Raw genomic sequence first — 14,622 nt, 5'->3', positions numbered from 1 at the left:
TCATGGACGCCTGGTGGCACCAAGTCTGGTCGACACTGATTGCCGAATTCGCCGATATCACCGATGCCAAGCAACTGACGCAGGTGACGGTGCGCCTGCTGATGGCTGCGCTGCTGGGGGCGGTGCTGGGCTTCGAGCGCGAGCTCAAGGGCAAGGCGGCGGGAGTGCGCACGCACATGCTGGTGGCCATCGGTGCGGCGCTGTTCGTGCTGGTGCCGCGCATGGCCGGGGCGGACGACGCAGCGTTGAGTCGGGTGGTGCAGGGGATCGTCGCCGGCATCGGCTTTCTGGGGGCGGGCACCATACTCAAGGGCAAGGAGGACGATGCGGGCCATGTGAAGGGCCTGACCACTGCTGCGGGCCTGTGGATGACCGCCGCCATCGGCGTGGCCGCAGGCATGGGGCGCGAAGCCACTGCGCTGGTGAGCACGGTGCTGGCGTTGCTGGTGCTGGGGGTGATGCCGTGGGTGGTCGACCGCCTGGAGAAGCGCAAGCCAGAGGATGACCAGCAGAACGAGTAGGGCAGCAAGCACTGAGGGGAGCCTGGGCTCCCCTCAAATTTTGTTGCGTGTGCTCTTTTTATTATTGGAGGGTGGTCTATTGTTGTTTTTGGCGACCCTTGCCTCTTGTTGCGTTGCGATCCCCATCCGGGATCAAGAGCAAACGTATTTTTTTGAGCGCTGATCGACCTTTATCATTGCTGATCCAACCGAGACGGGCGCTACCTTGGGGTAGTTTTATTGTTCTCTGTCAGGTCGCGGGGCACGCCCCCGAAAAGCCATCCACTTCAAAAAAATCTGTTAGCTGCGCCTCTGCCGTGTTGTTCTTGTTATGTCAGAGCCGGTACGTCTTATTTTTATTGGGTTGTCGCATTTTTTATTGTTGTTGTACGAAAGATATAGCAGGTGCCGTGCCAACTTTTTAAAACCCAATAAAATCAATGGTTTGCTGGTTTGATGGAAAAATCGCCACGGGAAATTGTGCTGATTTGTTTCCGTGTTACCCGGATTTCCCCTGTCGGGTGTGGCGGCGGTAACACTCACCCCCCATTGGCCCTGTTGCTGCGCACCGTTACCGGGCAGCGCGTGCCCTGGCCACACGCGAACCGCTGGCGCGGCCCAGCACGGCACTGATGCGCTGGCCGGCGTCGATCAGCTTGTCCAGGTCGATGCCGGTCTCGATACCCAGGCCCTGCAGCAGGTACAGCAGGTCTTCACTGGCCACGTTGCCACTGGCGCCCTTGGCATACGGGCAGCCGCCCAGGCCGGCGACCGAACTGTCGAACACGTTGATTCCCTCCAGCAGGCTGGCGTACACGTTGGCCAGCGCCTGGCCGTAGGTATCGTGGAAGTGCCCGGCCAGCTCGGCACGCGGCACCTGCGCGCCGACCACTTCGAACAGGCGGCGGGTGGCGCCCGGGGTGCCGGTGCCGATGGTGTCGCCCAGCGACACTTCATAGCAGCCCATGTCGCGCAGCTCGCGGGCGATGGGGGCGACCTGCTCGGCATCTACCTGGCCTTCATAGGGGCAGCCCAGCACGCACGAGATATAGCCGCGTACCTTCACCCCGTGTTCGCGCGCCGCCTGCATGATGGGCGCGAAGCGCTGCAGGCTTTCGCTGATCGAGCAGTTGATGTTGCGCTGCGAAAACGCCTCGGACGCGGCGGCGAACACGGCCACCTCCTTGACGCCTGCGGCCAGTGCGTCTTCGAAACCGCGCAGGTTGGGGGCCAGCGCCGCATAGGTGATGCCGGGCTGCTGGCGGATGCTGGCGAACACGTCGGCCGAACCGGCCATCTGCGGTACCCACTTGGGCGAGACGAAGCTGCCCACCTCGATATAGGACACGCCGGCGTCGGTCAGGTCATCCACCAGGCGGACCTTGTCCGCTACGCTGATGGGTTGGGCTTCGTTCTGCAGGCCGTCGCGGGGGCCGACTTCGACCAGACGCACATGGGTAGGCAATGACATGGCTAGGGTTCCTGTGGGCCTCAATGGCCGTTTTTCTGATTGTTCAGGGTGGTGGCCAGCGCCTGCTGGCAGCGCTCCTCGGCGGTGTCGAGCTCCAGCTGCATCTGCTGGATGTCGAGCAGTTGCTGTTCGAGCTGGGCGCGGCGCTCGGCGATCTTCGCCAGCATGCTGTGCAGCTGTTTCTGATTGCCGCTGGTGGGGTCGTAGAGTTCGATCAGCTCGCGGCACTCGGCCAGCGAGAAACCGATGCGCTTGCCGCGCAGGATGAGCTTGAGGCTGACCTTGTCGCGGGCCGAATACACACGCTCCAGGCCACGACGTTCGGGGCTGAGCAAGCCCTGCTCCTCATAGAAGCGGATGGCCCGGGTGGTGATGTCGAGTTCGCGGGAAAGGTCGGAGATGCTGTAGGTCTGGCTGCTCATTGCATGGCTCGGGGAAGGGGGCATGCGGCTAAGCTACTGGCTGCTTGACGTATACGTCAAGCAGGCATTCGGGATGCCTGTCGCGGGTCACGCCCGCTCCCACAGCTTCAGCGCAGGTCGGGTGGGAGCGGGCTCGACCCGCGATGGCTTCAACGCAGCCCGCAGCTTATGCGCGTGCCTCCCGCTCGTCCTGCGCCACCACCGCCTGGCACAACTCGATCATCTGCTCGCGCATCCAGCGGTTGGCCGGGTCCTGGTCGGTGCTTTCATGCCAGTACAGGTGGGTTTCCAAAGGCGGCACGTCGCCCACCGGCAGGCTCACGTAGCTCAGTTGATGGCGCCGCGCGAAGCGCTCCGGCACGGTCATCACCATGTCGGTCTGCTGCAGCACCTGCGAGGCCATCAGGTAATGCTGCGAGCGCAGCGCGATCTTGCGCTTGAGCCCCTGCTTGCCGAGCGCCAGGTCCACATACCCCAGGCCGTTGCGCCGGCTGGAGATCTGGATGTGGGTCAGGCTCAGGTAATCCTCCAGGCTGATGCTGTCCCTGGCCAGCGGGTGGCCCTGGCGCATCGCGCACACGAACGGGTCCTGCATCAGCTTGACGTGACGCACCTGCGGGTCGGTGTTCAGCGGTGCATCCACGGCAAAGTCCAGGCGTCCGGCGGCCAGTTCCTTGGTGGTCTCGCGGCGCTTGCACAGAAAGCTCTCGATCACCACGTTCGGCGCCAGCCGGCGCAGGCGCTGGAACAGCGATGGCAGCACCACCGCCTCGGTAAGGTCGGTCATGCTGATGCGGAAGGTCTTGTTGGCCTGCAAGGGGTTGAAGATGCGGCTCTCCTGCACCGACACCCGCAGCAGCGACAAGGCATTGCGCACCGGGCCGATGATGTTCTGGGCCATGGGCGTGGGCACCATGCCCTGGGCCGTGCGCACGAACAGCGGGTCGTTGAAGGTCTCGCGCAGCCGCGCCAGCGCGTTGGACACCGCAGGCTGGGTGATGCCGACGATCTGCCCGGCACGGGTCAGGTTGGCTTCGGTGTAGATCGCATCGAAGACGATGAACAGGTTCAGATCGACCTTGCTGAGGTTCATGGATGCCGCTCTTGTTGGAGTTATGGCCCGATCATATATCGGTTATGAATGTTTATACACGCCGAGAATAGGCTAGGTGGATTTTGCCCGGTGATCTAGCATCCAAGCCAGATCTCTTAAATCACTCGCCTTTCCCAGCAGGTACCGCTCATGGATTTCGCCTATTCACCCAAGGTCCAGGCACTGCGCGAACGCGTCACCGCGTTCATGGACGCCTATGTATATCCCGCCGAGGCGGTGTTCGAACGCCAGGTTGCCGAAGGTGATCGCTGGCAGCCGACCGCGATCATGGAAGAACTCAAGGACAAGGCCAAGGCCGAGGGCCTGTGGAACCTGTTCCTGCCCGAGTCGCAGCTGGGCGCCGGCCTGACCAACCTGGAGTACGCGCCGCTGGCCGAAATCATGGGCCGCTCGCTGCTGGGGCCGGAACCGTTCAACTGCTCGGCCCCGGACACCGGCAACATGGAGGTCCTGGTGCGCTACGGCAGCGAGGCGCAGAAACGCCAGTGGCTGGAGCCGCTGCTGCGCGGTGAGATCCGTTCGGCGTTCGCCATGACCGAGCCCGACGTGGCCTCGTCCGATGCCACCAACATGGCCGCACGGGCGGTGCGCGACGGTGACGAGTGGGTGATCAACGGCCGCAAGTGGTGGACCTCCGGCGCTTGCGACCCGCGTTGCAAGATCATGATCTTCATGGGCCTGAGCAACCCGGACGGGCCGCGTCACCAGCAGCACTCGATGATCCTGGTGCCTACCGATGCACCGGGGGTGAAGATCGTTCGCCCGTTGCCGGTGTTCGGCTACGACGATGCGCCCCACGGCCACGCCGAGGTGCTGTTCGAGAACGTGCGCGTACCGTATGACAACGTGCTGCTGGGCGAAGGGCGCGGCTTCGAGATCGCCCAGGGCCGTCTCGGGCCGGGGCGCATCCATCACTGCATGCGTTCGATCGGCATGGCCGAGCGTGCCCTTGAGCTGATGTGCAAGCGTTCGGCCGAGCGCACCGCATTCGGCAAGCCGCTGGCGCGCCTGGGTGGCAACATCGACAAGATCGCCGACTCGCGCATGGAGATCGACATGGCCCGGCTGCTGACCCTCAAGGCGGCCTACATGATGGACACCGTCGGCAACAAGGTGGCCCGCAGCGAGATCGCGCAGATCAAGGTGGTGGCACCGAACGTGGCGCTGAAGGTGATCGACCGGGCCATCCAGATTCACGGCGGGGCAGGGGTCAGCGCCGACTTCCCGCTGGCCTACATGTACGCGATGCAACGCACCCTGCGCCTGGCCGACGGGCCGGATGAAGTGCACCGCGCGGCGATCGGCAAGTACGAGATCGGCAAGTACGTGCCCCGGGAGATGCTGCGCAGCGGGCACTGAGCCCGCGTCGATGCCCTCGCGGATCGCCTGCTGACCGGGTGGGGCGGGCATGATCCGCGAGGGTATCTACACGCTGCCCGAGGCTACTCCACCCGTTTCACCTCCTCGGCCGCCGTTCGTGTCTTGAACAGCGACAGCAGCACGCCACCGGCCAGCAGCCCGAACGTCACGCACAGCGACAGCAGCGGCGGCACCTTGCCGATCAGGCCGTGGGCGAAGATCTTGCCGCCGATGAATATCAGCACCAGCGCCAGGGCGTACTTGAGGTAAACGAAGCGGTGCACCAGCGCCGCCAGGGCGAAGTACAGCGCACGCAGGCCCAGGATGGCGAAGATGTTGGAGGTGTACACGATGAAGGGGTCCTGGGTGATCGCCAGGATGGCCGGCACGCTGTCTACCGCGAACACCAGGTCGGCCAGCTCGATCAGCACCAGGGCCAGGAACAGCGGCGTGGCGTACAGCAGTGCCCTGGGCTGGCCAGCCGGCTTGAGGCGCACGAAGAAGCGCGCCCCATGCAGGTCATCGGTCACGCGCATGTGCCGGCGCACGAACCTGATCACCGGGTTGTGTGCCAGGTCCGGGTGCGTTTCGTGGCGGGTGAACAGCATCTTGAGGCCGGTAAACAGCAAGAATGCGCCGAACAGGTACAGTATCCAGTCGAATTCCTGCACCAGCGCACTGCCCAGGCCGATCATCAGGGCGCGCAGCACCACCACGCCCAGAATGCCCCAGAACAGCACGCGCTGCTGGTAGCGGCGCGGGATGCCGAAAAAGCCGAAGATCATCGCCATGACGAACACGTTGTCCATCGACAGCGACTGCTCCACCAGCAGCCCGGTGTAGAACTCCAGCGCGCTCTGCGCACCCAGCTCCAGCCACACCCAGCCACCGAACAGCAGCCCCACGCTGAAGTAGGCCGAGTACAGCAGCAGGCTTTCGCGCATTTCGATGTCGTGCGGGCGACGGTGCAGCACGCCAAGGTCCAGGACCAGCAGAGCCACCACCAGGGTGATGAACACCAGCCACAGCCACACGGCCGTGCCCAGGAAATCGTCGAAGAGAAATAACGGCAGAGCGCTCATGAGCCCCTCCTTGTCGTCGTAGTTGTATGAAAACAACTGTGACTCCGACATGGCGGCGATCAGCCGTCAGAGGGGCCCGGTGTCACTGAGCCAAAGCCTAGCTCGCCTCTGGAAAGGGTGAGGGGGGAGGCTGTTACAAATGGTTTCCCGGGTGGGTGAGTCAGTAGACCCAGACTTCCACGCGGCGATTGCGGATTCGGCCTTCTTCGGCGGCATTGGTCGCCACTGGCATCTGACCGCCCAGGCCCGTCACTTCGCGCAGGTTCACCCCTTCGCGCACCAGTTCGCGGCGTACCGCCATGGCCCGCAGCCGCGAGAGCAGGGCGGCGCGGTCGGGGTCGTCCTTGGCGTCGCCAAACCCCACCAGCACCACGCTGTGCTGCAGCTTCTGGTGTTCGCGCAGGTACGCCAGCACGCGCTGCACATCGCGCAGCGCCTTGTTGTCGAGGCTGGCGCTGCCTTCCTGGAAGCGGAAATTGACATTCAGGCGCCTGGCGTTGGCGATCAACTGGCGGTACTGCGCCGGCATGCCCGGCAAGGCCTGTACCTGGACCGGCCGCACCTGCTGTGCGACGAACCCGCTGCTGGCCACGATGGCCTGGCCCGCTGCGCTCTGGGCGAACTCCACCAGGGCACTGGCCAGCGGGTTGCGCTGGGCGGGCGGCAGGTACAGGTACAGTCGCCGCGACAGCGGGTAGTCTTCGCTGGCCACCAGGGCGGGGGTCGGCAGCATGGCCTGGGAGGTGCCGTCGACGATGGCCAGCACCTTGGCCCCGTGCACCGACGCCAGGCTGCTGAAGCCGATGGCCTGGCGGTCGACACTGACCTCGTCGGCCAACTGCTCGCCGGACTCGAAACGCCTGGCGTGGCTGGCCAGCGAATACTGCTGGGCGTCCAGCACCAGGGCCTTGAAGGTGTCGAAGGTGCCCGAGCGGTCATCGCGGGCGTAGAGGTGGATCGGCCCGCTGCCGGCGCCCAGTTCATCCCAGGTGGTGATGCGGCCGGCGAAGATCTGCGCCAGTTGCGTGGTGCTCAGCTGGGGCAGCGGGTTGTCCGGGTGCACGATGACGGCCACGCCATCGAGGGCGATGACCTGTTCGGCGTCGGCACTTTTCAGGTCGCCCAGCGCGTGCAGCGCCTGCTGCTCGCTGTCGTTGATCGGGCGTGAGGTGGCCGCCAGGTCGGCGTCGCCGCTTTTGAGCGCGGCAAAGCCGGTGCTCGAGCCATGGGCGGCAATGCTCACGCGCAGTGTCTGGCCCTGTGGCGAAACCCCCTGCACCCACACCTCGTTGGGTCGTGCGCCGGGCAGGGTCTGGATCGACCGGGCGCCCTGGGCCTGCAGCAGGCCGCGTACCAGCGCGGGGCCGAGCACGCTGCCCACGGTATTGGAGCCTTGCAGGCGCAGGCTGGCCGGCTCGGCGCAGCACAGCGCCGGCAGCAGGCCAAGCAGCAGACAGAAAGATCGCAACATTGCCGGGGGTGCTCTGCACTCAAGATGGTGAGCGCAGATTAAGACAGATCGATGACAGTCCAATGACTGCCATCGAGCGCATGGCTCAGTTCAGTTCCAGCCAGATCGGCGCATGGTCGGAGGGTTTCTCCATGGCGCGCAACTCGTAGTCGACCCCGGCGGCCTTGATGCGCGGCAGCAGTGCCTGGGAGGTCAGGATCAGGTCGATGCGCAGCCCGCGCTTGGGCTCGTCCTCGAAGCCGCGGCTGCGGTAGTCGAACCAGCTGAAGCGGTCGGCCACTTCCGGGTGCAGATGGCGGAAGCTGTCGGTCAGGCCCCAGTTCTTCAGGCGCGCCATCCACTCGCGCTCTTCGGGCAGGAAGCTGCACTTGCCGGTCTTCAGCCAGCGCTTGGCATTGTCTGGGCCGATGCCGATGTCGCAGTCCTCGGGCGAGATGTTCACATCGCCCATCACCACCAGTGGCTGGTCGTTCTGGAATCGGGATTCGAGCAGGGCCTGCAGGTCTTCGTAGAAGCGCTGCTTGGCCGGGAACTTGGTGGGGTGGTCGCGGCTTTCGCCCTGGGGGAAGTAGCCGTTCATGATGGTGATGGGGTTGCCGTGCTCGTCGGCGAAGGTGCCCCAGATGAAACGCCGCTGCGCGTCCTCTTCATCGGTGCTGAAGCCCTTGACCAGGCTCAGCGGCGCCTGGCGCGACAGCAGGGCGACACCGTAGTGGCCCTTCTGCCCGTGAAAGTGCACGTGGTAGCCCAGCGCCTGCACCTCGGCCAGCGGGAACTGCTCGTCGGACACCTTGGTTTCCTGCAGGCCGATCACGTCCGGCTGGTGCTTTTCGATCAGCGCGGCCAGTTGATGGGGGCGGGCGCGCAGGCCATTGATGTTGAACGAGACGATCTTCATGGGGGGGCGCAATCCTGAGCAAATCGGGAATGCTAGCCGATGGCGCCCGGCGTGTCAGCACGCGTGGCGTCCTGGCCTATAGTCAAAGGGAACGTTGGCCAGCGCGCACTACTCAGAAAGAGGCATTGAAGCCCACCAGGAGAGTCACCATGTCCGATACCCCTGCCGTACCGGCCGAAGTTCGTCAGCTCGACAGCGGCTACAGCCGTGAGGCGCGCTCGCTGCTGTACCAGGCCTACCGGCATGAGCCGACCTTTCGCTACCTGTTCGAGGCCGATCGCCCCGGCTACGACCATCGCGTGCGCGCCACGGTACGCGAGCTGGTGCGTCAGCATTTCTTCCAGGACCTGCCGGCCCTGGGCCTGCTGGTGCAGGACCGGCTGATCGGCATCGCCCTGATCGCCCCGCCGCAGCGGCGCCTGGGCATCACCGAGAGCTGGGCGTGGCGCCTGCGCATGCTGCTGAGCGCCGGCCTGCGCTGTACCCGGCGCTACCTGGACTACCAGGCCGCGGTCATGGCCTGTGTGCCGGGCGACGCGGTGCATGTGCTGCCGCTACTGGGCATTCACCCGCAGTTCCAGGGCCATCACTATGGCGAACAGTTGCTGCTGGCGCTGCATGACTGGTGCGCCGAGGACGAACAGTCCGAAGGCGTGGTACTGAATACCGGCAATGACCACTACCTCGAGTTCTACAAGCGACAGGGCTACCTGGAAATCGGTGAAATTGCTGTAGGACCAATCCGCGAGCATGTGTTTTTTCATCCCAATCCCCAGCGTTTGCGCCAGGCACAGGCCTGAAGGGGTGGTGTATCAGACCGTCGGCGAGCTGCGGGCAACCGCCAAGCTCTGGTAGCATCCGCGCCTATGACGTATTCAGGACGATTCACCTGCGGGTTGATTTTATGGGTTGCCAGCTGCGCGGTGTACGCACAGAGCGAGCTGGTAGTACGCATCAAGCCCGTCAACAACGAGCTCAAGGCCAACGTCGAAGGCTATATCGGCAGCCTTGGCACCCGCGATGAAGAAGCGCTGCTGCGCTTCAGCCGCGGCGCCGTGGAGCAGGCCAGAAAAGCCGCTCAGGCGCTGGGCTACTACCAGGCGCAGATCGACAGCCAGGTCAAACCTTCGCCCAAGGCCGACAAGGGCCCGCAACTGGTGCTCAGCATCGAGCCGGGCGAGCCGGTGCGCCTGCGCGAGGTGACTGTGCGCGTCGAGGGCCCGGCCAGCGAGATGACGGCCTTCCGGGTTCCTTCGAGCAAGGCGCTGCGGCCTGGGGCTGTGCTCAACCATGGCAACTACGAGGACGCCAAGCGGCTGATCCAGAACCAGGCCTCGCGCTACGGTTTCTTCAGCGGGCATTTCCTGCGCCAGCGCCTGGCGGTCGACCCGGCGGCGGGTGTGGCAGATATCGAACTGGTGTACGACAGCGGCCCGCGTTACCAGCTGGGCAAGGTCCGCTTCGAAGGCGACGCGCCGTTCGACGAGAGCCTGCTGCAACGCATGGTGCCCTTCAAGCAAGGCACCCCCTACGACTCCGAACTGATCGCCGAACTGAACAACGCGCTGCAATCGAGCGGCTACTTCGAAGGCGTGCGGGGCGACGCTGCGCCCACTGCCGCCGTGGCGCAGAGCATCCCGGTAGAGGTGCAACTGCAAACCCGCAAGCCCCGCACCATGGGCCTGGGCCTGGGCTTTTCGACCGACGTCGGGCCGCGCGGCAAGGCCAACTGGACCCGTCACTGGGTCAACCCGCAAGGCCACAGCTATGGCCTGGAAACCGAGCTTTCGGCGCCGCGCCAGAACGTCGGCCTGTGGTACGACATACCGCTCGACCCGCCGCTGACCGACAAGCTGCGCTTTGCCGGCGGCTACCAGAACGAAGAGATCGCCGGTACCGACAGCCTCAGCAAACTGCTCACCGTAGGCCCGGAATGGCACAGCAAGCTGCCCAGCGGCTGGCAGCGCGTGGTATCGCTCAAGTGGCAGCGCGAAGAGTACCGTCTGGGTGACGATTCGGGTTTGAGCACTCTGCTGATGCCGGGTGTGAGCTACAGCTACCTGCGCAGCGACAACCGCATCGACCCGCACAACGGCTACCGCTTGCAGTTCGACGCGCAGGTGGCCAAGGAAGGGCTGCTGTCCGACACCAACCTGCTGCATGGCAACGTGCTGCTCAAGGGCCTGACCACCGTGGCGCAGAACCACCGCTTCCTGGGCCGGGTGCAGTTCGGCGGCAGCGCCACCAACGGCTACAAGTCGGTGCCCCCCTCGCTGCGCTTCTTTGCCGGTGGCGACCAGAGCGTGCGTGGCTACGACTACCAGACCCTTTCACCCAAGAACGCCGATGGCGACCGTATCGGCGGGCGCTACCTGGTGGCCGCCAGTGCCGAGTACCAGTACTCGATCGCCGAGAAGTGGCGCCTGGCGACCTTCGTCGACCAGGGCAACTCGTTCAACAGCCTGGAGCTTCCCAGCCTCAAGACCGGCGTCGGCTTCGGTGTACGCTGGGTGTCGCCGGTCGGCCCGCTGCGGCTCGACCTGGCCAAGGCGCTGGACGATGACGGCGGCATACGTTTGCACTTTTCCATGGGGCCCGAGTTGTGAGCAAGGTGTTGAAACGCGGCGGGCTGGCCCTGCTGGCGCTGCTGGTCGTGCTGGTGCTGGCCGTGGGTATCCTGCTGGGTACCCAGGCCGGCAGCCGCTGGGCCTTGAGCCTGGTGCCGGGCTTGCAACTGGACAATTTTCAGGGCCGCCTTGGCGGGCAATGGCAGGCCGATCGGCTGATCTGGCAGCAGGGCGAGGACCGGGTCGAAGTGCTTGCACCGGTGTTTGCCTGGTCGCCCGGCTGCCTGTTGCGCATGACCTTGTGCATCGACCAGCTGCGCGCCGGGCAGGTCAACCTGGACTTCGCCCCCAGCGAGGCAGCGCCCGACAGCGGCCCGCTGCAGTTGCCCAGCCTCCAGTTGCCAGTGGCGATCGAACTGGGCGAAGTACAGGTCGGCCAGTTGCATCTGGACGGCAGCGAGCAGTTGAGCCAGTTGCAACTGGCTGCGCACTGGACCGCCCAGGGCCTGCAGATCGACAGCCTGAACCTGCAACGCGAAGACCTCAGCCTGAACCTCAGCGGCCTGCTGCAACCGGTGGGTGACTGGCCGTTGCAGCTGCAGGGTCAGGTGCAACTGCCGGCCATCGACGACCAGCCCTGGCAACTGGCGGTGCATATAAAAGGCGAGCTGCAGAAAAGCCTCGACCTGCAGGCCGACAGCAGCGGCTACCTGCAAGGGCGCCTGGCGGGTCAATTGCAGCCCCTGGCCGAGCACCTGCCGGCCCAGGTACGCCTGAGCGCCACCGGCTTCAAGCCATCGGCCGGATTGCCGGACACCCTGCAGTTCGAACAGCTGGAACTCAGTGCCTATGGCGACCTGGCAAAAGGTTACCAACTGGTGGGCGCCGGTCGCCTGCCGGCCGAGCAGGGGCCGATCAGCCTGAGCCTGCGTGGCCGGGTGGATGCCAAGGGCGCCCAGATCGCTGCCCTGGACCTGAGCGCCGCCGCGCAACAGCGTGTCACGCTCAGCGCCACTGCCGACTGGCAGAGCGGTCTGGTTGCCGATGCCAGCATCGACTGGCTGGACTTCCCGTGGCTGCGCCTGTACCCGCTGGACGAGGCTCCGCAGGTCACGCTGCGGCGCCTGAACGTCAAGGTCAACTACCGCGACGGCAACTACCAGGGCGATTTCAGTGGCGACCTGGACGGGCCGGCAGGTGCCTTCAAGGTCAGCAGCCCGTTCAAGGGCGACCTGGGCCAGGTCAGCCTGCCACAGCTGGCCCTTGAAGCCGGCCAGGGCAAGGTGGCCGGCAGCGTCGCCGTGCAGTTTGCCGAGGGCGTGGCGTGGGACGCGGCACTGGAATTGTCGGCGCTCAACCCGGCGTACTGGCTGGCCGAGCTGCCGGGCACCCTGGCGGGCCCGCTGCGCAGCAAGGGCGAACTCAAGGGCGACACGCTGCGCCTGAATGCCGACCTGGACCTCAAGGGGCGATTGCGCGGCCAGCCCGCCGTGCTGCAGGCCAAGGCCGACGGTGCAGGCGAGAACTGGACCCTGGGCACCTTGCTGATCCAGCTGGGGGACAACAAGATCAACGGCAGCGCCAGTGTGCAGCAACGCCTGGCCGGTCAGCTTGACCTCAACCTGCCGCGCCTGGGCCAGCTGTGGCCGCAACTGCAAGGCCAGCTCAAGGGTCGGCTTGATGTGGCCGGTACGCTCAAGGCGCCGCAGGGGCAACTGACCTTGCAGGGCCAGCAACTGGGCCAGGCCGAAAACCGCGTGCAACGCCTTGACCTGGACGCCCGGCTGGACAGCGCCCAGCGTGCCCTGATCGACCTGCAGGCCGGGTCGATCCGCCTGGGCGAAACCAACCTGGGCACCCTGACCGCCAAAGGCCAGGGCGACATTGGCAAGCAGCAATTGCAACTGGCCCTCGATGGGCCGCAGCTCAAGCTCGACCTGGGCCTGGACGGTCAGCTCGACAAGGGCAACTGGCGCGGACGCCTGGCCAGCGGCCAGGTGCAGGCGGGCGGGCAGGACTGGCAGTTGCAGGCACCGGCCAGGTTGCAGCGCCTGGCCAATGGGCAGGTGGATTTCGGCGCCCATTGCTGGCGCTCCGGGCAGGCCAGCCTGTGTGGTGAAGACCAGCGCCTGATGCCCGACCCGCGCCTGCGCTACCACCTCAAGCAGTTCCCGCTGCAAAGCCTGGCGCAGTGGTTGCCCAAGGACTTCGCCTGGCAGGGCATGCTCAATGCCGACATCAACCTCGACCTGCCGGCCAGCGGGCCCAAGGGGTCGATCGTGGTAGACGCCAGTGGCGGCACCTTGCGGGTGCGGGAAAAGGATCGATGGCTGGACTTCCCGTACCAGGCGCTGCGCCTGAACAGCACCCTGGGCCCGCGCCGCGTGGACACGCGCCTGGAGTTCGTGGGCGGGCGCCTGGGCGAGCTGACCCTGTCGGCGCGTATCGACCCACTGGCGCGCAACAAGCCGCTGAGCGGAGACTTCCGCCTGAGCGGGCTGGACCTGTCGGTGGGCCGGCCGTTCGCGCCGATGGTCGAGCGCCTGGCTGGCCAGCTCAACGGCAGCGGACAGATCACCGGTACGCTGCTGGCGCCCCAGGTCAACGGCAACCTGACGCTGAGCAATGGCGAAGTGTCGGGTGCCGAGTTGCCCATCAGCCTCAGCGACCTCAGCCTGCGGGCACAGATCGCAGGCGAGCAGGTGCAACTGGGCGGCGAGTGGAAGAGCGGCCCGGTCGGCCAGGGCCGCCTGAGTGGCCAGATCGGCTGGGCCCAGGGCCTGGCGGTGGAGTTGCAACTGCAGGGGCAGCGCCTGCCGGTCACCGTCGAACCCTACGCCAACCTGGAGGTGGCGCCGGACCTGAAGATCCACATCATCGGCGAAAAGCTCGCGGTCACCGGCAAGGTGCTGGTGCCCAAGGGCAAGATCACCGTGCGCGAACTGCCGCCTTCGACCGTCAAGGTGTCGGATGACACGGTCATCGTCGGCCACCAGACCGAGCAGGGCAAGGCGCCGATGGCCGTGGCCATGGACATCGACGTGGAGGTGGGGCAGGACAAGCTGGCATTCAGCGGCTTCGGCCTGACCGCCAACCTGCTGGGGCGCGTGCACATTGGCGACAACCTCGATACCCGTGGCGAGCTCAGCCTGGCCGATGGGCGCTACCGGGCCTATGGCCAGCGCCTGACCATCCGCCGTGCGCGGCTGCTGTTTGCCGGGCCGATCGACCAGCCCTACCTGGACATCGAGGCCATTCGCCAGACCGACGACGTGATTGCCGGCATCCGCCTCAGCGGCAGCGCCGAACAGCCCACCACCCAGGTGTTTTCCGAGCCGGCGATGAGCCAGGAGCAGGCCTTGTCGTACCTGGTGCTGGGGCGTCCGCTGGGCAATACCGGCGAAGACAACAACATGCTGGCGGAGGCGGCCCTGGGCCTGGGCCTGGCGGGCAGCGCGGGGATTACCGGCAGCCTGGCATCGAGCCTGGGCATCGAGGACTTCCAGCTCGACACCCAGGGCAGCGGCGACAACACCAGCGTGGTGGCCAGCGGCAAGCTGACCGAGCGCCTGAGCCTGCGCTACGGCGTAGGGGTGTTCGAGCCGGCCAACACCATCGCCTTGCGCTACCTGCTCAGCAAGAAGGTCTACCTGGAGGCTGCCAGCGGTATCGCCAGCTCGCTGGATATCTTCTACAAGCGCGACTTCTGATACGGCCCGTCAAGGGCTGCGCACACAA

11 protein-coding genes are annotated in these 14,622 nt (G+C 65.7%); 5 read left to right on the top strand and 6 right to left on the bottom strand.

Annotated features, from left to right (window positions below):
* The first annotated feature begins 2 nt into the window (after window positions 1-2).
* Complete coding sequence (locus KH389_RS16660) at window positions 3-521, top strand: MgtC/SapB family protein (protein WP_043860891.1); 519 nt, start codon at window positions 3-5, stop codon at window positions 519-521.
* A gap of 550 nt (window positions 522-1,071) precedes the next feature.
* On the opposite strand, the gene KH389_RS16655 is transcribed toward KH389_RS16660, so the two are convergent.
* The 3 genes from KH389_RS16655 to KH389_RS16645 all read right to left on the bottom strand — a co-directional run bounded on the left by KH389_RS16655 (window position 1,072) and on the right by KH389_RS16645 (window position 3,486).
* Entirely contained in the window at window positions 1,072-1,971 is a 900-nt protein-coding gene (locus KH389_RS16655; protein WP_088515165.1) for a hydroxymethylglutaryl-CoA lyase, read from the bottom strand.
* Window positions 1,972-1,991: 20 nt separating this feature from the next.
* Complete coding sequence (locus KH389_RS16650; protein ID WP_043860889.1) at window positions 1,992-2,393, bottom strand: MerR family transcriptional regulator; 402 nt, start codon at window positions 2,391-2,393, stop codon at window positions 1,992-1,994.
* A gap of 166 nt (window positions 2,394-2,559) precedes the next feature.
* Window positions 2,560-3,486, bottom strand: coding sequence for a LysR family transcriptional regulator (locus KH389_RS16645; protein WP_058541227.1), 927 nt, complete (start codon window positions 3,484-3,486; stop codon window positions 2,560-2,562).
* Between the two features lie 150 nt (window positions 3,487-3,636).
* On the opposite strand from KH389_RS16645, the gene KH389_RS16640 reads away from it, so the two are divergent.
* On the top strand, window positions 3,637-4,866 hold the full coding sequence (locus KH389_RS16640; RefSeq protein ID WP_043860887.1) for an acyl-CoA dehydrogenase: 1,230 nt from the start codon (window positions 3,637-3,639) through the stop codon (window positions 4,864-4,866).
* An 83-nt stretch (window positions 4,867-4,949) separates the two neighbouring features.
* On the opposite strand, the gene KH389_RS16635 is transcribed toward KH389_RS16640, so the two are convergent.
* The 3 genes from KH389_RS16635 to xthA form a co-directional block, all read right to left on the bottom strand.
* Window positions 4,950-5,948 (bottom strand): TerC family protein, encoded by a 999-nt coding sequence (locus tag KH389_RS16635; RefSeq protein WP_213605828.1) that lies wholly within the window; start codon window positions 5,946-5,948, stop codon window positions 4,950-4,952.
* A 160-nt stretch (window positions 5,949-6,108) separates the two neighbouring features.
* Window positions 6,109-7,419, bottom strand: coding sequence for a substrate-binding domain-containing protein (locus tag KH389_RS16630; protein WP_213605827.1), 1,311 nt, complete (start codon window positions 7,417-7,419; stop codon window positions 6,109-6,111).
* A gap of 85 nt (window positions 7,420-7,504) precedes the next feature.
* Entirely contained in the window at window positions 7,505-8,317 is an 813-nt protein-coding gene (xthA, locus tag KH389_RS16625) for an exodeoxyribonuclease III (protein WP_043860884.1), read from the bottom strand.
* Between the two features lie 149 nt (window positions 8,318-8,466).
* On the opposite strand from xthA, the gene KH389_RS16620 reads away from it, so the two are divergent.
* The 3 genes from KH389_RS16620 (at window position 8,467) to KH389_RS16610 (ending at window position 14,594) form a co-directional block, all read left to right on the top strand.
* A complete protein-coding gene (locus tag KH389_RS16620; protein WP_043860883.1) occupies window positions 8,467-9,117 on the top strand; it encodes a GNAT family N-acetyltransferase in 651 nt (216 codons plus the stop codon).
* A 66-nt stretch (window positions 9,118-9,183) separates the two neighbouring features.
* Entirely contained in the window at window positions 9,184-10,923 is a 1,740-nt protein-coding gene (locus tag KH389_RS16615) for an autotransporter assembly complex protein TamA (RefSeq protein WP_213605826.1), read from the top strand.
* Window positions 10,920-14,594 (top strand): translocation/assembly module TamB domain-containing protein, encoded by a 3,675-nt coding sequence (locus KH389_RS16610; protein WP_213605825.1) that lies wholly within the window; start codon window positions 10,920-10,922, stop codon window positions 14,592-14,594. The genes KH389_RS16615 and KH389_RS16610 overlap by 4 nt, the downstream gene beginning before the upstream one ends.
* Window positions 14,595-14,622: the final 28 nt, after the last annotated feature.

This window comes from Pseudomonas qingdaonensis, from assembly GCF_018398475.1.
Taxonomy (GTDB): Bacteria; Pseudomonadota; Gammaproteobacteria; order Pseudomonadales; family Pseudomonadaceae; genus Aquipseudomonas; species Aquipseudomonas palmensis.
Note: the sequence above shows the minus strand (reverse complement) of the source record. Positions and strands in the feature narration are given on the sequence as shown.